Annotated in this window: 17 protein-coding genes; 10 read left to right on the forward strand and 7 right to left on the reverse strand. The window is 36.8% G+C overall.

Going from position 1 to position 20,749, the window contains the following annotated elements:
• Nucleotides 1-33: 33 nt before the first annotated feature.
• On the reverse strand, nucleotides 34-3,972 hold the full coding sequence (gene porU / locus QOL71_RS08560) for a type IX secretion system sortase PorU (RefSeq protein ID WP_283416519.1): 3,939 nt from the start codon (nucleotides 3,970-3,972) through the stop codon (nucleotides 34-36).
• A gap of 158 nt (nucleotides 3,973-4,130) precedes the next feature.
• On the opposite strand from porU, the gene gldJ reads away from it, so the two are divergent.
• Entirely contained in the window at nucleotides 4,131-5,738 is a 1,608-nt protein-coding gene (gene gldJ, locus QOL71_RS08565) for a gliding motility lipoprotein GldJ (RefSeq protein WP_283416520.1), read from the forward strand.
• An 85-nt stretch (nucleotides 5,739-5,823) separates the two neighbouring features.
• Nucleotides 5,824-7,095, forward strand: coding sequence for a UDP-N-acetylmuramoyl-tripeptide--D-alanyl-D-alanine ligase (locus QOL71_RS08570; protein WP_283416521.1), 1,272 nt, complete (start codon nucleotides 5,824-5,826; stop codon nucleotides 7,093-7,095).
• 15 nt (nucleotides 7,096-7,110) lie between these two features.
• Here the strand turns inward: QOL71_RS08570 and QOL71_RS08575 are convergent, their stop codons facing one another.
• Nucleotides 7,111-7,722 (reverse strand): NUDIX hydrolase, encoded by a 612-nt coding sequence (locus tag QOL71_RS08575; RefSeq protein WP_283416522.1) that lies wholly within the window; start codon nucleotides 7,720-7,722, stop codon nucleotides 7,111-7,113.
• Nucleotides 7,723-7,758: 36 nt separating this feature from the next.
• On the opposite strand from QOL71_RS08575, the gene QOL71_RS08580 reads away from it, so the two are divergent.
• Nucleotides 7,759-8,145, forward strand: coding sequence for an SRPBCC family protein (locus tag QOL71_RS08580; RefSeq protein ID WP_283416523.1), 387 nt, complete (start codon nucleotides 7,759-7,761; stop codon nucleotides 8,143-8,145).
• Here QOL71_RS08580 and QOL71_RS08585 read toward each other — a convergent pair whose 3' ends face one another.
• From QOL71_RS08585 to bamG, 3 genes are all read right to left on the reverse strand, one after another.
• Nucleotides 8,146-9,201: an anhydro-N-acetylmuramic acid kinase gene (locus tag QOL71_RS08585; protein WP_283416524.1), complete on the reverse strand. Its 1,056-nt coding sequence runs from the start codon at nucleotides 9,199-9,201 to the stop codon at nucleotides 8,146-8,148.
• Complete coding sequence (locus QOL71_RS08590; RefSeq protein ID WP_283416866.1) at nucleotides 9,202-9,732, reverse strand: LPS export ABC transporter periplasmic protein LptC; 531 nt, start codon at nucleotides 9,730-9,732, stop codon at nucleotides 9,202-9,204.
• A 93-nt stretch (nucleotides 9,733-9,825) separates the two neighbouring features.
• Nucleotides 9,826-11,124, reverse strand: coding sequence for a BamG family beta-barrel-assembly machinery protein (gene bamG, locus QOL71_RS08595; protein ID WP_283416525.1), 1,299 nt, complete (start codon nucleotides 11,122-11,124; stop codon nucleotides 9,826-9,828).
• Nucleotides 11,125-11,333: 209 nt separating this feature from the next.
• Here bamG and QOL71_RS08600 point away from each other — a divergent pair, with 209 nt between their 5' ends.
• The 6 genes from QOL71_RS08600 (at nucleotide 11,334) to QOL71_RS08625 (ending at nucleotide 17,979) form a co-directional block, all read left to right on the forward strand.
• The gene (locus tag QOL71_RS08600; protein WP_283416526.1) at nucleotides 11,334-12,440 is read left to right on the forward strand and encodes a DNA polymerase III subunit; all 1,107 of its coding nucleotides are present in this window, start codon (nucleotides 11,334-11,336) and stop codon (nucleotides 12,438-12,440) included.
• Between the two features lie 235 nt (nucleotides 12,441-12,675).
• Nucleotides 12,676-13,308, forward strand: a complete 633-nt coding sequence (locus QOL71_RS08605) for a TetR/AcrR family transcriptional regulator (protein ID WP_283416527.1) — start codon at nucleotides 12,676-12,678, stop codon at nucleotides 13,306-13,308.
• Nucleotides 13,309-13,339: 31 nt separating this feature from the next.
• Nucleotides 13,340-14,644: a TolC family protein gene (locus QOL71_RS08610; RefSeq protein WP_283416528.1), complete on the forward strand. Its 1,305-nt coding sequence runs from the start codon at nucleotides 13,340-13,342 to the stop codon at nucleotides 14,642-14,644.
• Between the two features lie 45 nt (nucleotides 14,645-14,689).
• Entirely contained in the window at nucleotides 14,690-15,805 is a 1,116-nt protein-coding gene (locus QOL71_RS08615) for an HlyD family secretion protein (RefSeq protein WP_283416529.1), read from the forward strand.
• Between the two features lie 83 nt (nucleotides 15,806-15,888).
• A complete protein-coding gene (locus tag QOL71_RS08620; RefSeq protein WP_283416530.1) occupies nucleotides 15,889-17,469 on the forward strand; it encodes a DHA2 family efflux MFS transporter permease subunit in 1,581 nt (526 codons plus the stop codon).
• A gap of 108 nt (nucleotides 17,470-17,577) precedes the next feature.
• Nucleotides 17,578-17,979 carry a hypothetical protein gene (locus QOL71_RS08625; RefSeq protein WP_283416531.1) on the forward strand — a complete coding sequence of 134 codons (402 nt, stop codon included), beginning with the start codon at nucleotides 17,578-17,580 and terminating at the stop codon, nucleotides 17,977-17,979.
• 102 nt (nucleotides 17,980-18,081) lie between these two features.
• Here the strand turns inward: QOL71_RS08625 and QOL71_RS08630 are convergent, their stop codons facing one another.
• Both QOL71_RS08630 and QOL71_RS08635 read right to left on the reverse strand, forming a co-directional pair.
• The gene (locus QOL71_RS08630; RefSeq protein WP_283416532.1) at nucleotides 18,082-18,831 is read right to left on the reverse strand and encodes a response regulator transcription factor; all 750 of its coding nucleotides are present in this window, start codon (nucleotides 18,829-18,831) and stop codon (nucleotides 18,082-18,084) included.
• A gap of 6 nt (nucleotides 18,832-18,837) precedes the next feature.
• Entirely contained in the window at nucleotides 18,838-20,049 is a 1,212-nt protein-coding gene (locus tag QOL71_RS08635; RefSeq protein WP_283416533.1) for a S41 family peptidase, read from the reverse strand.
• A 105-nt stretch (nucleotides 20,050-20,154) separates the two neighbouring features.
• Here QOL71_RS08635 and QOL71_RS08640 point away from each other — a divergent pair, with 105 nt between their 5' ends.
• Nucleotides 20,155-20,715 carry a sugar O-acetyltransferase gene (locus QOL71_RS08640; RefSeq protein WP_283416534.1) on the forward strand — a complete coding sequence of 187 codons (561 nt, stop codon included), beginning with the start codon at nucleotides 20,155-20,157 and terminating at the stop codon, nucleotides 20,713-20,715.
• The last annotated feature ends 34 nt before the right edge of the window (nucleotides 20,716-20,749 follow it).

Below are 20,749 nucleotides of genomic sequence, written 5' to 3' on the forward strand. Positions count from 1 at the left end.
TTTAAGGTAAAATTTACCAATATTTTCAAGTTTTTATTTTAATAATACCATTTTTTCAACAGCAGTTGCGCTTCCTGAACATTTTTCCTGGTTTTGGCTGCGTGCAAATATCTTAAAAATATATGTACCTTTTGCAACCGTGTCGCCGAAATCGTCTTTTCCATCCCATTCTATTGCTTGTCTTGGTGTTCTGAAACCTTCTAAAAATGGTTCAGCCGAGATACTTGCAGATAAAGTACGGACTATTTTTCCCGTGATCGTATAGATCTGAACATTGACATCCAGAATATCATCACAATTGTGTTCAAACTGGACATAAGTTTTATTAGTAAAAGGATTTGGCCAGTTAAGAAGTCTGTTAACGGTTAATTTCTTTTCGGATTCATCTTTTACTACAAAGTTTAACGTAGAGCTAGTAGAATTATTGTTGATATCCCAAACTTTGAAAACCAATTGGTGTTCACCCGGCGTCAGATTTCTGAAAGGGAAAGTTACAGATCCTTTTTGATAATCATTCAGATCTGCATAACTACAGCCATTACCATCTCCGGAAGCAAAATAGTCGTTCAAAGCTGTTGTGTTGATTACATCGCCATCCAGAACTACTGTAATGTCGTGTCCTATTCCCGCACCGGTTGAATTGATACCCATATTATCCCTTACACAAGCCAGGAGCATCGGGTTCTGATCTGTAATTCCTCCGTTGGCAAAATTGGTATTATTCATATACAGATTTATTTTTGGAGGCTCAGAATCATTGATCCCGTTCGGGTTGATGTCTCCGACTTTTTGAACCTGATTGGTGAAAACATCAAAGGCGTTAATCTTCGCATTTTCAAAATTTTCTGCATAAGCCAGCATTCTTCCATCACCTATTTCGTAGTTAATATCTTTAGGGACATAGAACTCTACTGTATATTTACCATTTTCAACCTTGCCTGAAGCTTTTACAATAGCACTTGGTTCTTCTGAATAAGTCATTAATTGATTCAGCTCAGAAACTTTGTCGTTATTGAGTGTCTTTTTAGTGATCTTTTTATCAAAAATATTGATCGCAACACGTCCATTAAATGTATTATCCAAAGTCCCGTCTGGTTTTGTAACTTGACCATGAACCTTAACAAAATCCAATGCTCGTATTTGGTTAGGGACCGGAGTTTCAATATTATCAATTTTTAAAAGTCTTTTAGGTCTGCTCATTTTCATTGCCGGATCGCCTAGAAAATTAACTCTAAGATGATCAAAGGAAGAACTGTATATGGTTTTATATTGCTTTTTGGCTAACAAATGCGCTGCACCTAAAGAAATAAAATCATCATTATACAATTTGAATAAATTATCAGTAAAAAGAAGTGTGAACTTTCTTCCATAATCTACTGATATAGCCCGGCTGGATGTAATCATTGTAGCAGCACCTCCGCTGGTATGCTTGATCAGTTGCTCACCAACAGAGTTCGTACTTGGTTCATCCCAAAGTGTAAACTCACATGTAATGGTAGATACTAAAGGAAACCTGCTATATACAGAAGTATAATTATTGAATCCCTGAACTTCCGTTGAGGTCAAAACTCTTTCCTGTGCCCAACCATTGATCCCACCATGCCCGAAATAAAATAAATATAAACTATTGCCGACATCATTCGTAATCGCTTGATTAATTTGAGGGTATCTCTGTCCGCCTGCACTTGTCACTGCCGGAAAAGCATCCAGATAAAGTTTTCTGATATTATATTCAGGCTTATCCGTATTGGCCTCAAAGTTTTGTTTTATGGTATAATCTACAAGGTAATGGAACGGACCGGGAATGTTGTTAGGACCGCTTCCCTCAAAATCATCATCAGCTACAAAATCCAGCTTCATTCTCCATTCTCCAAAAGGGCTTGACTGACCGGGTAAAGCATTATAATAAGCTAATGTTTTATCAATCATCACTTTTGCTTCCTGAACATTGTCCGCCGGCAATCTTCCTATTGGTATGTCAGGAATGATCTGCGAAAGATCCGTAGAAGACTGAGGACTTGTCATTACAAAATAATCATCTGTAACAAAAGAACCTTTTACATCGGCGCTATTTTCGCTTTGATAGCTAGGTATTACATCTGTATTATTAGCAACACGGTTTTTAAAGTCATATGATGTATCTCCAAGTAGAAACACATATTTCAGTGATCCGGCCGGTGTATTCAGTTTAGTTATAAAATCTCTTATTGCAGTAATGTCTTTTCCGCCACTACTGAACTCATTATATATTTTGTTGACATCAACAACCTGAACATTATAGCCATTTTTCGCTTGGTGATAAGCCGCTAATCTCTGAGCCTGAGCTATATAAGAAGGTTGGGTAATCATCAGATAATCAACATTCTTAAGAGAGGAAAGATCCTGGTTGTCAATTCTGCCTACAAAACCTGGTTCGAAAGCTGCGGAATTTTTAAAAGCAGTAAATTCATTGTTAAAAAATTCGCTATCAGCAATATATCCAAAATTGAATGTCGAGTTTTGTGAATTTTTATTAGTTACTTTTTTTGCATTGGTGATATCGGAAACATCCCAGATCTGATCTATTCCGGAGGAATTACCCACAGAAAACCCATACAGATCTCCCGATCCGGTTACAATATCGTAATCCCTAAAGTTCATTTGTGTATTGTTAAAACTCAAATTCTCCTTATATTGAACTTCTGCAAAATCAAAATAAAAAGATGCATTGGGGTTAGCACTTATATCTGTTGTATAATTAAATTTGATAGTTGTTCCACTTTGATTGAATAGTGCAGATTCATACATTATTCTTTCAAAATTAGCCGCTGAGCTGTTCAAAGGTCTTGTGTCCTGAGAACCATTGACATTGAAAGTTATTTTTCCCGATTGTGCATTGTAACCTATAACCTGAGTTTTGAAACGGATGACATCATCTGTCTGGATCGGAGATCTTGTTGTAAAAGTTATTTCTCTATTGCCGGGGATAGCATCACCAGTCCATGTTCTTCCTAATTTTACGAGATTAAATTTTTCTTCATTAATGTACTGATAATCATCATAACGGGTAATCAAATCCTGAGGAAGGTTATTATCTACCGTCTGAACCCTTTTCCCTGCACCGATATCAAAATTTATAAAGTAATAAGAATAGTCCTCATAGATATTGATAAAATTATTAGGCGTTCCGAGCCTTCTGAATTCCGTTCTCTTTTTTCCGTTACCGTTGGAGGTGTCGTATAGATTATAACCATTCGGTCCCTGTGCGTAGAATAGTGCGTAATCATTATCATTCCAGACACCATCTTCTTCGCCGATTACTTGGATTGCGTTTTCCTGTAAAGCATCATAGCGTTTGTCCTGATTATACTCCGACAACATAATCCCACCATTACCATAGATTCTAAAGTTTTTAGGATTAACACTGGCCGGATTGATTCCGTTTTGTTGTAAAAACTGTTTTGTAATTTTAAAAATACCGGATTTGTCAACCTTTATTTTATAAAAAGTTCCGGACTTCAGCGGGTTTTCAGTGCTTCCATACTTATTGCTTCCTTTATATAGGTCAGAAATTTTTTCTTTTACCTGATTAATGTTAAAAGAAATTAATTTATAAATTTTATTATTCTGAACCTTTACGGCCTCAACTTTTACATTGGCATTTTGAGCATTTTCGTTTTCATTGAAGTAATAGTTTACGCTTGTTGAGGGATTTGACGAGAGTGAGTTAATCTTAAGATCTTTAATATCCTTTGAAGGCATCTCCTGCCATTGGAATTGATCTAATTTCAACTGATTATCTGTTTTGATATTAAGATTAACATAGATAGTATTGGCATCTACCTGATAATTATAATTTGTAAAGTACGGATATATAAGCTTTTCCAGACCATAATCCACTTCTTTGCTGCCGTCCCAGTTGATAGTGGTTTTTTGAGCAAAAGCCAAAATAGAAAGAAAGCAAAAAGAGATAATATAAAATTTGAATTTCATCAATGTTATTTATTAAGATTACAAAATAAACGATTTTTTTAAAAAAATGGTATATAATAAAAATAATTTAATTGCGTTCTGTTAAAAAAAAGCATTCAATATTTGATTAATTAAAGAATTTATTTTTTCTTTGTACTCTGAAAATTTCTATATCTATTATGAAAAAAATTAGGTTGTTTTCGATCATTACTTTTAGCACTACACTACTTTTGATAAGTTGTGGAGGAGGAGGTAACTCCAAAAAAGGTGGTGGCACAAAAGGTTTTGTGAGCAAAACAGGTTGGAAACCCAATGAAAAAGACGGGTGGTTCTTCTCTGGTAAGCAGCAAAAACCAAAAGCTTGGCCAGGAATGGTTTATGTAGAAGGCGGTACTTTTACTATGGGACTAGTAGAAGACAATGTTATGCATGATTGGAATAATACGCCAAGAAGAATGCAGGTAAGTTCTTTCTTCATCGGAGATACAGAAATTACAAACTCTGAATATAGAGAATACACGACTTGGCTTAAGTTTGTTTTTCCTTCGTCAGATCCTAGCTTTAAGCACATCTATACAGGGGCTTTACCAGATACTTTGGTTTGGAATAACAAATTATCCCGTAACGATTATGCAGAGACTTACTTCAGATCTCCGGAGTATGACTATTATCCTGTGGTGGGTGTGTCATGGTTACAAGCTACAAAATATTGTGACTGGTTGACAGAAAGAGCTAATGAAAGAGCTCTTATGAAGCAAGGCGTTATATCAAAAGATATCTATTCTGCAGATAAAGCTGCAACAGCTGGTGCTACTTTCAACATGGATAAGTTCAAGTCCAATGATCCTGAACTTGATTCATATGTTGATAAAGAGAAACTTCAAAAAAGAAGCGGAATCAAAACTACGAATGAAAAAATTGCTGCTGCTAACAGAAATGCTAGTTCAGGACTTGTAGAAAAATTCAGGCTTCCGACAGAGGTAGAATGGGAGTTTGCTGCACTTGGTCTTCAAAAAAACAGAGAATACAACAATTACCTTGGTAAGAATACAGAAATTACAAATCTTAAAGGTAAAAAAGGTAAAAACAGAGGAATGTATCTCGAAAACTTCAAAATGGGACGTGGAGATTACTCCGGAGTTGCAGGTTGGAAAAATGATGGAGCTCCTACAACTGCTGATGTTAAGCAATATCCGTCTAACGATCTTGGAATCTACGGGATGTATGGTAATGTTGCAGAGTGGGTAGCGGATATCTACAGACCAATGATTGATGAAGAGTTCAGTGATTTCAATTACTATAGAGGTAATGTTGTTGTACAGTCTGTTAGAAATGATGACGGATCCTACAAAAAAGTTGGCAATACAGAAATCAAATATGATACGCTGGCTGATGGGCGTTTGGTTTACAAAGGTCTGCCGGGAGAGTTCGAAAGGAAGACTTTGGAAGATAATAGAAATTACAGAGATGGTGATTATCAGTCTTCGTTAGATGCAGGCGGAACTCCTCCTAGTGATAGCACAGAATTCAATATGTATAATTCTGTAAAACCAAAATTCATTGTTGATAAGAATGGTAACGTAGTTTTACAAAAAGAGAAAAAGAAAGCAACGTCTCAGATCAATGATTACAGTAGAGTTGTAAAAGGGGGTTCTTGGTTAGATTCAGCATATTGGTTAGATCCGGGTCAAAGAAGATTCAAAAATCAGACAAAAGGTTATGGTTGGATTGGTTTCCGTGTTGCACAGGACGCTAAGAATAACAAAGCCGGAAGAACAAAAAGATAATATCAGGATATTATAAATTGAAAAACAGCAGAAAAATCTGCTGTTTTTTTGTTTTTATATTGTAGCATTTTAATATTTTTGATCTATGAATATCAATGAGTTTTATCCGGTTTTTTTGCAGAGCAAAAATGTGGTTATAGATAGCAGAAAGATCGAAAAAGGAAGTTTGTTTTTCGCTTTCTCGGGAGACAGCTATAATGCTGCAGAAAAAGCAAAAGAAGCCATTGAAAATGGTGCGCTGGCCGTTATCATTGAAGATGAAAAATATTCTGATCCGGATAATAATATCTTTTATGTTGCTTCTACTTTAGAATTCCTGCAAAATCTCGCAATCTTCCATAGAGATCAATTAGTAATTCCATTTATTGGATTGACTGGAAGTAACGGAAAAACTACAACTAAGGAGTTGATCAGCAATGTTCTTGCAGAAAAATTCAAAGTTCAATATACTTTTGGGAATCTTAACAATCATATTGGCGTTCCTTTGACTTTACTTTCTATAAGATCTGAGCATGAGATTGCTGTCATAGAAATGGGCGCCAATCATCAGAAAGAGATCGAATTTCTTTGTAAAATCGCAAAGCCAAACATCGGTTATATTACCAATTTTGGTAAAGCTCATCTTGAAGGTTTTGGCGGATTTGAAGGTGTTATCAAAGGTAAGTCCGAACTTTATAACTATCTCAAAGAAAATCGACAGAAGATCCTGGTTAATAATAATGATAAGATCCAGGTAGAAAAAACTGGAGATTATCATGATAAAATAACGTTCGGAACTCCGGATTCTGACTATAATTTTGAGCCGGTTTTCAAAGAACACTTTGTTGGCGTCAATTACAATGGAACAGACATTTTTTCCAATCTTACTGGGAAATATAACTACGATAACATTTCTGCAGCTGTAGCTTTAGGGCTTTATTTTGGTCTGGATATTAATGAAATCAAGGCCGCTATAGAAAATTACTTTCCTTCCAATATGCGTTCTCAGATCCAGAAAAAAGATAATACAACTCTGGTTTTGGATACGTATAATGCCAATCCAAGCAGTATGCAGGTTTCTCTGGAAAATTTTAAAACCTTCGAAGGAAGCAAGCTGATTATCATTGGTGATATGCTGGAATTGGGCGAGGAAAGTCTAAAAGAGCATCAGAATATTCTGGATTTTGCCAATTCTTGTGGCTTTGACGAAATCATAACTGTTGGACCAAATTTCAAAAAAGTTAATCAAACCGGCAATGCTTTTGAAAATACATCGGAATTGATTGAGATTTTGAAAATTAATCCCATTAAAAAAGATAATATTCTTCTGAAAGCTTCACGCGGAATTGCGCTCGAGAAAATCATTGATTATATATAAAAAAAATCCTCAAACTTATTGAGGATTTTTAATTTTGAAGTCATTCAGGATTAATTTGATATTTTGAAACGTTGATGGCAAAATCTCAGATTCGATTTCTTCTTCGTTTTTCCAGCCTACTTCGTTGATGCCTTCTTCTATTTGAGGAATCGGAGTCTCCGTTCCGGCATAAAACATCTCGAACCAATAAGTTGTTTTCAGGATTTTTTTGCCGTCTCTGTCTGTATAAATATGATAAGTGGAATTAATGAAATCTTTGAGCTGCAGATCAAAAATCCCGCATTCTTCCTCAACTTCCCTTACAGCAGCCACTTCTCTGGATTCTCCGGGTTCGATTTTACCTTTTGGCAAATCCCATTTTCCTAGTCTGTGGATGAAGAGGATCTTGTGTTCCAGATTCATTACAATTCCGCCGGCAGCATCGATTTTTTTGAAATAATTACCAAAATCTGCCCAGAGTTGATCAATATCATTATGATAAATATTCAAGCCTTGCGATGCAGTATTTTCAAGCAGATCAATGGCGAAATCAAAGCTATGCGTTCCATCGTAATTCAGTGTTTTAGGACTGTTTTGAGGCTCAGAACTCAAAATTAATTTTTTCTCATTGATAAAAACTTTATACATTTGTAAGGCTTTTAATATTAATACAAAAATATAAAAATGAATTTAGAAGGACGAAAAATTATTGTAAATAAATCTTCATCAGAATTGGCAGAGATGCTTAAAAATCCTCAGGATTACAAAGATCTGATGCCGGACAGTCTCCAGAATTTTGAAGCGAGAGAAGACGGTTTCAAATTCGGGCTGAAAGGGATGCCGGAAATTGCACTTAAAATAGATAATGTTTCTGATAAAGAAGTTGTTCTGAAGTCTGCAAGCTCAAGTCTTGATTTTGCTTTAACCGGAACAATGAATCCTGTGAGCGATAATCAAACTGAAGTACAGCTATTATTCGAAGGAAAATTTAATCCGTTTATCAAAATGATGGTAGAAAAACCGCTTCAGAATTTTATCAATTCTTTGACTGATAAGATTGAACAATTGTAATCAGCAAATCAAACCGGAAGAATGATCTCTTGAACTTCCCGTTGCTGATGACAAAACATTGTTGAGATCAAGTAATCTCAAAACTCCCATAAAAGCAAAAATCAAAGCTTCTTTATATTCAATAATTTCCTTTTCGGGAATGTGGATTTCGGTTTTGGTCTTTGCTTTTATCTTTTCTATAAGATAGTTGTTATAAGCTCCGCCGCCTGTTATCAAAACACTTCTGACATGATATTCATTCAGAATTTTTACAATCTGAACGGCTGAATGTTCTGTGAAAGTCGCCAGCAAATCTTCAACTTTTTGATTTTGAACTAAGGGTAGAATGTTGTCATTAATCCATTCGATCCCGAGAGATTTCGGATGATTTTCAGAATAAAAACTTAATTGGTTTAATTCGTCTAACAGCTTTTCATCAATCATTCCTGCTTTTGCCAGATCGCCATTCTCATCATATTTCTTTCCTAATTGGAGAGCGAAATCATTGAGAAGAATATTAACAGGACAAATATCGAAAGCGATTCTTTCTCCATCCCGTTTCAACGAAATATTAGAAAAACCACCAAGATTAAGACACGCATCAAATCCTGAAAATAATAGTTCATCTCCAACCGGAACCAAAGGCGCACCGTTCCCACCCAAAATGACATCCTGACTTCGGAAATCATAGATAACAGTTTTATTGGTTTTTGATTTGATGGCTCTTCCGTCGCCGATCTGTAAAGTGAAAAATTTCTGAGGCTGATGAAAAATGGTGTGCCCGTGCGAAGCGATCAGGTCAAGATCATGAATATTATGTTTTGAAATAAATTCGGAAACTTGTTCACCGAGATAGAATCCGTAATCTGAATTGAGTTTCAGAAGTTCTTCGCTGGAAATATGAATAGCATTTCTCAAACTATTTTCTAGCTCAGAAGAATAGGGAAGTGTTGCACATTTTAGAATTTCGAAATTCCATATCGATTCTTTCCGGGTAAATTTTGTATAGCAAATATCCAATCCGTCAAGACTTGTTCCTGACATCAGACCGATTGCATAGAAAATTTGTTGTTCCATTTACTTACTGGTAGCTGGCAGGTTGGTAGAATTGAAACTTCCGGAATTATTGAAGAAAGTATATTCCGTAAAGTCATCTTTAGCAATCATTCCGTGGGAACCTACCAGGATGTTTCCGTCTTTATCAGACACAAAAACGGTGTCTTTGGTATACATTTTTTTATTCCTTTTATCCCAGTTTATGGTTTCCATGACAAAGGTCTGACCTTCTGTTGTAATGACTTTCACTCTTCCTTTTGCAAAATAGAAGTCTTTCTTCTCATTATATTTTGCATACTTTGCCCAGATTTTTCCCGGATCTTTTGATTTTTTATCAAAAAATTCGAGGTAGATTCCTTTCTTCGCTTCGATGTAAGGAGAATCGATCAGTTCATATTTCTCGATGAGTGGTGCTTTGAAATTAACTTTGACAATTCCCGAGTCCCGTTGAATGATGTTGCCGTTGTAAATAACCTGGGATGCAAAGTTGGTTTTCTTGTTTTGATTGATTTTAGTCAGATCTTCTTCACAAGACTGAATAAGAAAAAACATCAGCAACAAAAAGAATTGTTGTGATGTTTTTAGGTTAAATATTTTGAAGCAATAATCTTTCATTAGATTATCAGTATTCGGTCTTTTATAGCATTAGTTGTAGAGTCTCTTTCCAAACCACTTGTCTGCGAAATTGATTCCAACTCTCAAATTTATGAAATTTTGACGAATCAGATTATTATTAAGTGTTCCTCTTTTTCCAAATTCTACTCCAAGATCGATACTATTCATACGGTTGATAGTACTTTTTTCAAATGGTAAAGTTACACCTGCAGTTACAGCATATTTGTTAATGCTGGATCCGTTAACCTGAAGATTACCTTTTTCGTAATATGCACCATAACGATAAATTACTCTTGAAAAATAAGATCGGAAATCATTGAAGTTTGGCAAATACCAACCTCCTACAGAATATCTGTAAGAATCCTGATAAGATAATGTCTGTCCTAGGAAATTGAAGTTTTCACCTTTTTTATAATCCAGCTGTGTTCCGACAAACCATTTGGTATCTTTTCCATAACCTACACCCAAAGAACCTTCTTGTGGAAGGAATTTTTTGTCGTAATTAACCTGCTGATCAATAATGGTTTCATAGGCCTTGGTTTCTCCAAGCAGATAATAATAAGTACTGTTTGTATAAGTACTCTTCATATTTCCCGTATTACCAAAGGTATAAGTGGCACCAACTGTTAGCTTGTGGTCGTTAGCCAGTTTTTTCTGGTAAGTTGTACCCAGTGTGAAGTTAAATGACTCGATCCTGTAGCTGTTGGAATATCCGCTTGTCAATTCTGCACCGGTGAATGCTACTTCTTCGATGTCATATAATTTACCAAAATAAAAGTTAGATCTCAAACCTACCGCAAATTCCGGATTGATCTGGTAAGAGAAAGCGGCCTGAACTGTATTAAGAGTTCCTTCGCCGTGGAAATGATGTGCCACAGTTACTACATCATTGATTTGATCCGGTTGAGACGATGGAACAGTACTAGATGTCAGAATATTATAAGTTTTGGAACTATAAGGCTGGAAACCCATCCCGAATTTTATTTTTCTGGTAATAGGAAAAGCTATGGTAATATTTGAGAGATAAGTAGAATGTTTGTTGCTACTCATATTATTATAGTCAGACTTGTAATAATTATTCTCGTTTGTACCTTCAACTTTCAAAGTTGTGAGTTCCAGATTGGTGTTTGCAGCTGGGTTTCGGAAATTAAAATTGTTATTAAAATCCCAAATATAAGCTGTGGAAATACCTCCCATAGAGCTAATATCGACTGTGTTATCATATTTTACATCTCCAATTCCATAAGCTCCATATGGCGAGTTACCGATACTCTGAGCGTTTAGGAAATATCCTGCTACCAATGATGATAAAACAAAAATTCTCTTCATCCTTTAAAATTTCAATGCGCAAATATCTTAATTAATAATGAATTGCAAAAATATATTTGGGTTAAAGTTTGTTAAGTAGTTGCGATAGATTGATGTTATTTCCCGATAATTTGGATAGGATATAAGATAATTTGTTTTTTATGTAATTTCCGGAAAAAACTTCTGATATTCAACTTCCGACTTCTGGCGAAAATATTATCTTTGCTCATATGAAATGGGAACAGATTATTGGTCAGCAATCCATCAAAAATCTTTTACGGGATAGTATTCAGGATTCCAGAGTAGGGCATGCGCAGCTTTTTGTAGGAGAAGAGGGCTTTGGTGTTTTACCTTTGGCTTTGGCTATGGCCAGGGAGATTTTTGAAAAGGAAAACCCTGCATCTGTTCATAAGGTTGAGAATCTCAATCATCTCGATCTGCATTTCAGTTTTCCGGTTTTTTCTGAAAAGAATGTTTCGCTTAGTAAACGCTTTTTCGACAATTTCAGAGAAATGGTTTTGGAAAATCCTTATTCTTCTTTTGATGACTGGACAAGTTTTCTGGAATCTGAGAACAAGCAATTCTTCATTTCAGCGGACGAAGCGGAAGATATCGGACAAAGATTCAATCTGAAAAGTTTTGAAGGCGGAAGTAAAATTCTGATTGTCTGGAGAGCCGACAAAATGAATGATGCCGCTGCTAACAAAATCCTGAAATTCCTGGAAGAACCCCCGAAGAATACATTCATTATTCTTTGTGCTCCTAGTACCAATGATATTTTGCCAACGATTTTATCGAGATGTCAGATCGTTAATGTCCCGAGAATCAGTGATGATGACATTTTAACAAGTCTTCAAAATCATGAATCAGCAAAAGAAATTGCTTATCAGGCACAAGGTGATTGGAATCTTGCTAAATCACTTTCGGAAAATAATGAAGGTGCTTCGGAATTCGAAACGTTGTTCATTCAGTGGGTTCGAAATGCATTTCAGGCCAAAAAGAAACCCGAAGTTCTAAGAGAAATCGTGAAATGGGCGCGTCAAATCTCCGATTGGAATCGCGAAAAGCAAATGAAATTTCTTAATTATTGCATTGAGATTTTCCGTCTGGCCATGCTTCAGAATTACGGAAATGATAATCTTGTTTATAAGAAACTCATTGAAGGAAATTTCAATTGGAACTCATTTTCCAAATTCATTCATGGAGCGAATATCGTTTCTATTGTTGAAGAAATTACAGATGCGTCTTATCACATTTCCAGAAATGCCAATTCTAAGATTGTCCTTACGGATATGGGAATAAAATTGACAAGATATATTCATAAATCTGCGAATTGATTTTTGCCATTTTGTAAAAATTGATCATCTTTTGGTAATTTTTCAAGTATTGACCATATTTCCATTTTATTGCTATAAACATTCATTTCTAAAGAAGTTCTATTAAGAATTCTTCTGTTAATCAAGGTTTTGAAATTATAGACAAATTCAATGTATTCTTAATAAAAAATTAATCAAACAAATGTTTGATTGAATGATTGTTTTGATTTAACTTTGCGTCGTCAAAAAATTAATTATGCCAACAAAAGAAGAACATATTATGATGGTTGCAGAGAAACTCTTCGCCGCCAATGGTTATAATGGAACTTCTGTAAGAGATATTGCAACGAAAGCAAAAGTAAATGTATCGATGATTTCGTATTACTTCGGTTCTAAGGAAAATCTGATGGAAGAACTGTTCAAGTGGAGAATGGAAGAAGGACTTAATTTCGCCAAGAATATTTTGGAAAATAATGATCTGAACGAAATCCAGAAAATTGATGCTTTTATTGACAATTTTGTGAACCGTGTTCAGAGATTGAGAGATTTCTTTCTACTGGTTCACACGCAGCAAGTTATTAGTCAAAACAAAAATATCCAGAGTTTTCTTAAGGATTCGAAAATCAATTACATAGAAATCAACCAAAAGATTATAGAGCAAGGGCTGAAAAAAGGGATTTTCACAGTAAAACCTTCCTATCATCTTCTGCAGTGTACTATTTCCGGAACAATATTCAATGCCATGCACGGGATGAAATTGTATAAGGAATATCTGAAAAAACACAATCCTGATTTTGACGAGAAACATTACGAAAATCAATATTTCCAGGAAGTCAGAAGTCATGTGAAAGCCATTGTAAGAGCAATGGTCGGCTACAAAGAAGAATAACATTACTCAAACCTTAACAATAAATAATACAGTGAATAAATTTTTAACAACAGCATTAATTGTTGGGACCTTCTACTCGGTTTCTGCTCAGGAAAAACGAGTGTTAAGTCTGGAAGAAGCTGTGAAATTAGGAATAGAAAACAGCAAAAATCTAAAGATAGATCAAGCAAAAATAGAAGAGTCTACCGCGAACCTTTTGGAAGCAAAGAACAAACAATTACCTGAGCTCAAAGTTTCCGGAAGTTATATGTATCTTCCTCTTGAACCGAATGTTGATCTTAAAATTCCCGGAATGTCAGGCGGCGGACCCAAGGTTAGCAATGTGCTTTACGGTTCAGCCAACCTTTCTGTTCCTATCTATTCTGGCGGTAGAATCAGGTACGGAATCCAATCTGCGGAATATCTTGTAGAAGCATCGAAGCTGAATTCTGAAAACGATAAGAATGCGATTGCCTATAATATTTCTCAAGCCTATAACAATCTTTTCAAGGCATCGGAAGTCGTGAAATTGTTGAAGGAAAATCTGGCTTCATCGCAGAAAAGAGACCAATCCTTCATCAAGCTGGAAAACAATGGTGTGATTGCTAAAAATGACAGACTCAAAGCTCAGCTGCAGACCTCAAATATCGAATTGCAGCTAATGGAAGCTGAGAATAATTTCAGCATTGCCAATATCAATATGGATTTGCTTTTGGGACTTCCTGACAACACGGAAATTGAGGTTGATTCTAATTATATAGGAGCAGATGATCTTGCGAAACCGGATGATTATTACCTGAATCTGGCAAGAGAGAACAGGAAAGATATCCAGGCTTTGGATTACCAGAGAAAAGCGGCAGCGCTGGGAACTAAAGCTGCTAAGGCGGAAAATCTTCCTTCTTTAGCTTTTACAGGCGGTTACGTTGCGGCGGATATTCCGAAACTATTGACCATTACTAATGCAGTGAATGTCGGAGTCGGGATTTCTTATAATCTATCCAATATCTGGAAAAAAAATTCGAGTCTGATGCAGTCCAAAGCTAGAGAACAGGAATTGGCTGCAAGCAATGACTTACTGAATGATAATGTGACGCTGGAAGTGAAACGCGATTATCAGAATGATCTTTATGCCCACAAAAAAATAGATGTTTATCAAAGGGCTTTGGAACAGGCAGAAGAAAATTACAGAATCACACTTAATAAGTATAACAACGGCCTGGAAACTATTACCAACCTTCTGGATGCTGATACGGCAAAAATCACAGCTAATGTCAATGTTGTGACTTCTAAAGCGGATGCAGCTCTGGCTCACAAAAAACTATTACAGACAGCAGGAGTCATTAATGGTAATCAATAATAAATAAAATTTAAACTCAGAACAAAAAACTTTAAACAAATAATAATGGCACAAGACAATATAAAATTCGAACAAGGAGAGATTCCTGCAAAAAAGAAAAAAAGCCCTGTTTTTTACATCGTATTAATAGTTGCAATTTTAGCAGGTGCTTTCTTCGGCGTGAGAGAATATCAATACAGTCAGTCTCATGAGGAAACAGATGATGCTCAAATCGCGGCAGATATCAGTCCGGTTATTTCTAAGATCTCAGGCTATATTGCTGAAGTAAAGGTAAAAGACAATCAATTTGTGAAAAAAGGAGATACGCTTGTCGTTCTCGATAACAGAGACCAAACAATGGCATTGGAGCAGGCTGAAGCAGCTTTGGGAACAGCACAGAGCAATGTGGCATCAGCACAGGCTGGTTCTGAAGCAGCAAAAACGGGAATCGGAAATTCAAGAGCGGCAGTTCAAACCGCAAATGCTCAAATCGAAGCGGCTAAAGTCAATGTCTGGAGAACCGAGCAGGATATGAAAAGATATTCTGAACTGGTAAAGGATCATTCTATTACGCAACAACAGTATGAACAAGCTTTGGCTGCTTATCAGTCAGCCCAAAAACAACTTCAGGTTCTTGTGGACCAGAAAAACCAGGCGAATGTTCAGACTGGCGTGGTGACCTCACAATCTAATGCCACTTATCAGAATATCGGAATTGCTAACTCTCAATTAAAACAAAGACAAGTGGATGTCGAAAATGCAAAACTGAATCTTTCTTATACAGTGATAACAGCTAAAGAAAGTGGTTATGTATCTAAAATTCCTGTTCAGGTTGGGCAGTTTATCCAGGCTGGTTCACAGCTGTTCAGTCTGGTGATGAGCAATCAGAAATGGGTAGTCGCCAATTACAAAGAAACTCAGGTGGAGAAAATGGTGGAAGGGCAGAAAGTAGAAATCGAAATCGATGCTTATCCTGACCAAAAATTCCAAGGAACCATCAGTTCATTTTCTCCCGCAACAGGTTCTGCATTTGCATTGCTTCCACCGGATAACGCAAGCGGTAACTTTGTGAAAGTTGTTCAGAGACTTCCTGTTAAAATCACTTTCGACAATCTTAACCCGGATATTATGAAAAAACTTCGTGTCGGGATGAATGTTCAAACTGTCGTTTCTCTAAAATAGAGGTATTAGTAATAAGGTTTTAAATATTGGTTTAATATACTTTTCGCTATGACCATATCCCTAAAACCTAAATCTAAAAAATTATGCAAGACGATTCATTAGTAGAATATGGATTTCGCAGGGTAATTATTACTATTACCGCCATCGTTTGCGCACTTCTGGAAATTGTGGACTCCACGATTGTGAATGTGGCGCTGAATGAGATGAAAGGTAACCTTGGAGCAACATTATCCGAAGTAGGCTGGGTGATTACGGCTTATGCTATCGGTAACGTGATTATTGTTCCGATGACGAGCTGGCTGTCTCAGCAGTTTGGGCGTAGAAATTACTTTGCGGCATCTGTCATCATATTCACAGTTTTCTCTTTTCTCTGCGGTAATGCGACCAATATTTGGGAGCTGGTATTTTTCCGTTTGTGTCAGGGAATTGGTGGTGGAGCACTTTTGGTAACTTCACAAACCATCATTACGGAATCTTATCCTATCGAAAAAAGAAGTATGGCCCAGGCTATCTATGGGTTGGGTGTTATTATCGGCCCAACACTTGGTCCGCCGTTGGGAGGCTATATTGTAGATAACTACAGCTGGCCTTATATTTTTTACATCAATATTCCTTTGGGAATTATTGCCACATTATTGACTTTACAATTTGTGAAAAGCCCTAGATATTCCGAGAAACGTTCGGCTTCGGATGTCGATTGGATTGGAATTGGATTACTGGCTGCATTCGTAGGTTCTTTGCAATACATTTTGGAGAGAGGACACGAGGATGATTGGTTTGCGAGTAAAGCCATTGTTGCATTGACCATTACGGCCGTTGTAGGATTTGTCCTGTTCATCTGGCGGGAACTCACCTTCAAATACCCGATTGTAGAGCTCCGAGTTCTTAAAAACGGAAATCTCAGGATCGGAACAGTGATGTCATTCATTCTGGGATTCGGTTTATATGGTTCTACATTTATTGTCCCGCTTTATACACAAAGTATTCTGGGTTGGACGGCATTGCAATCAGGTGCATTGATGATTCCGGCAGCCTTGACAACTGCTTTTATGATGCCGATCATCGGAAAATTGCTGACCAAAGGTGCAAAACAGCAGATTCTGGTGGCATTGGGCTTGTTGATATTCTTCATCTACAGTTTCTGGGGCTATAAGATTTTGACACCCGACACAGGGAAGGATGCCTTCTTCTGGATGCTGATTGTAAGGGGAATGGGACTGGGGCTATTGTTCATACCAATTACATCATTGTCTCTGAGCACGCTGAAAGGTCCGGAGATTGGACAGGGTGCTGCTTTCACAGGCATGATGCGCCAGCTGGGCGGTTCATTCGGTATTGCTGCTATTACAACTTTTATCGCCAATAAGAGCGAGCTGTACAGGAGCAATCTTGTGGCGCACCTGGATATCAACGATTTTGATGTTCAGCAGAGAGTGGCTGCGCTCAAAGCTAGTTTCATAGCGAAGGGCTACACACCTGATAAAGCATTGAATGCTGCTTACCAGATGCTCGATTTCTCGGTAACCAAACAGGCAACTGTGTTATCTTATATGGACGTTTTTCTTTATTTGGGATTGATGTTCCTCATATGCATTCCGTTCGTTTTGTTCGTGCGGGAAAGAAAAGGCAAAGGCGAAAAAATCGACCTAAGCTCGGTTCATTAGTTTATTTTTTAGTTATTTGTTAGAAACTCAGAATCTCTATTTGGTTCTGAGTTTTTTTTGGCATTGATTTTAATGTTAGTTAACTACAATCCAGTTCAAACCAATGTTATGACGCCTCTTTTATCTCAAATAATATATCTTTTCCTGATTGCAATTCCCATTGCCTGCATCGCATGGACAGTCACGCACGAGGAGATCTTTCGCGAACCCAGGGAATATTGTCAAAAAATCTGTGGCAGTACGCAATCCATTGCTAAGCGAAAATTCTTCTACCTCTTTACCTGCGAATATTGTTTCAGCCATTACATCAGTATTATTTTTTTAATCATCACCAGATTTCAGTTACTCTACGACGATTGGCGCGGCTACTTGCTGGCGTTCTTCTCACTGGTCTGGATTGCCAACTGGTATATGAGCCTCTTCGGCTACCTGAGACAGAGCCTGAAAGTCGAAAAGATTGAAGCCAAGATGAAGGATGAGAATCTGAAGGAAATGACTGGCGATAAATAATCATACGAGATAGCTATTCTATAAGCCTAGTAATAGATAGTCTATCACAAGCGTTATAGACCATTAATCAGCCTCGAAATAGCCAGTAACTTTTTTCCTGGATCAAATCCACCTCAGTTTAGAGGCGAGTGTGCAGGCTTCTGTAGTGTTGGAAACCCGCATCTTTTCAAGGATGTTTTGTCGGTGCCGATTCACGGTATTGATGCTGATAAAGAGGATATCCGCTATTTCTTTACTCTTTTTTCCCAACTGGATCATGTTCAGGATTTCCTTCTCACGGACAGAAAGGAAATTAGAGTTCTCCACTTCGGTCTGCTGAATAATGCTGCCATCCGTCGTGTTGATAATCATACCGGTATAATCCGAGGAAGGAAGAAAATCAAAATGATAAAGGCAAAGCGCTAGTTCAATATTCTTATGATGCACATCTGAAAAATAAAACATCTTATGGATCAACGATTTCTTACCCTGCGCCAATCTTAATCTGCTAATGACAGAAAAATCCTTTCGCTGATTAAAAGGAACCGTTTTAATAAACTGCAAAAACTGAAGTTCCAGGATATGTTTATGCAAAACATCGTCAGCATTCAACACGGTGAACAGTTCATCCTCCCAGATGCTTTCGATTTCAAGCTGATTCTGATTCCTGAAGATATTCAATTCATCTGCCATTTTACCGGAATAGATATAGCTTTTATTATTCTTGAGGTCACTCAGAATAGCGATGCCGTTTTCAAGTTCCACAAAATTCTGAGCCATTATCTGACATCGCTCCAGCTGCAACTGCTCTGTTTCGGGAACAAAATCCTGTTGCAACAATTGCTCATTCAAATCAGACTGGATATTCTTCATCAATAATTATTTAATCTCTCGCGCTTTTTGAAGTGTTTCCTCGATATTTTTGGTCAGGATTTCAGGAACATAATTTTCTCTTGGTGTTCCATTGATATGATATAATCTCTCTGTCGGAAACTGGAATCCAATTTTGGTTTCGGTCATTTGGAAGTTAGAGATTGCGCCAAGCAAACCAGCCATTTTGGTTCCGATTATTTTGGCTTTTTTCATTCCGTCAAAACCAATTGCCATCCCTTCGCCCATGCTTCCCGTCCAATGTCCAACCAGAATATAAACTTTACCATTATAAGTTGTTTTGCGTGGTGTCACGTATTCTTCCCAATGTCTTTTGGTTTCAAAATCTTTTTCATCAAACTCATGCACCTGAAAAGGTAAAAGCTGATTGGTGAATCTGCCCATTATTGCCCTTGCAACAGTAGAATTGCCGCCACTAGGAGTTTCAGTTAAGTCAATAATCAGATTTTTGAACTGGAAAAAGCTATCAAATGTTTTATCAAATTCTGCAATGAGATTGTTGTTTCCCAAAGAATTATTGATTTTGATATAGGCAGTAGTATCATTCAGAACCTTACTGAAAAGCAATTCATTACTGTTTCCATAGGTGATGGGAAAAAAAGTTTTCGATTTTCCGTTCTCGACAACTGTAATTTCTCTTTTAATATCGTGAGTACCTGCAAACAGCATATCAATAGCATATTGATACATCTTTTGGTTATGTTGGGTTGTAAATTTTGGTAAGAATTTTTTCAGTTGCTCATCAATAGATTTTCCATTGTAAGCGGTAACTTCCATTCCGATTTTTAAACCTGCCAAATCAGCCCCAAATCCTTTTCTTAGATCCTTAATAATGTATTTATTGCCAACTTTTTCGAGATACAAATCCGATCCGGAAGGGACTAATCTGTTGGAATTTGGTAGATTGGTATTTAAGGATGAATGCCCGTTGTACAATTCGTTTAAAACATTTTCCATAAATGTAATGAATTCGTCATCATTGGAAATCCTGGAAGATTGAGGCTCATAGATTTGTTTGACTTTTTTCCAGTCAATATTTTGCTGGTCAATATAGGCGTAATTATCATTGATATCTGTCCAAAATTCATTGAAATCTTTCTGGTATTTTGTCTGGGCAGAAGACCAGTTATTTACAAGAAACATGATAACTGGGAAGATTAGTTTTATTTTAAGATTGAAAATTCTATCGAATGGATTCATTACTTGTTTGGTCTTTTTTATTTTAAATCAAAAAATGGTTATTTATCAGTATTGATTATTGATAGTTAAGCGCCTAAATTTGCCTTGCTAATATGTAAAAATACAATGAATAATCTTAACGAAAAAGAGAAAATGCTCTCCGGTGAATTATACGATGCGAATGATGCAGCACTGGTGGAGGAAAGACAGCGAGGTAAGGATTTGTGCTTCCGCTACAATCAGATTCAGCCGTCCAGAATGAAGGAGCGAAAAGGCATTATCAAAACACTATTCGGCAAAACAGGGAAAATGTTCCTGATAGAGCAGCCTTTCTACTGCGATTATGGTTACAACATAGAAATCGGGGAAAACTTCTATACCAATGTGAACGTCGTGATTCTCGATTGTGCCAAAGTGACTTTCGGAGATAATGTATTCATTGCGCCCAATTGTGGGTTCTACACGGTCAATCATCCCTTGGATGTAGAAACCAGAAACGCAGGCCTGGAATATGCAAAACCCATTACAGTCGGCAATAACGTTTGGTTTGGCGCAGGTTGCAGCATCCTTCCTGGTGTTACCATTGGCGATAATGCTGTCATTGGCGCAGGTAGCGTTGTTGTAAAAGATATTCCTGCCAATGTTCTGGCTGTCGGTAATCCTTGTAAAGTCATCAGGGAAATATGAAAATAAAACCACAAAAGGCATTAAAGTACGAGTT

It is taken from the genome of Epilithonimonas pallida (assembly GCF_900182975.1).
Classification (GTDB): Bacteria; Bacteroidota; Bacteroidia; order Flavobacteriales; family Weeksellaceae; genus Epilithonimonas; species Epilithonimonas pallida.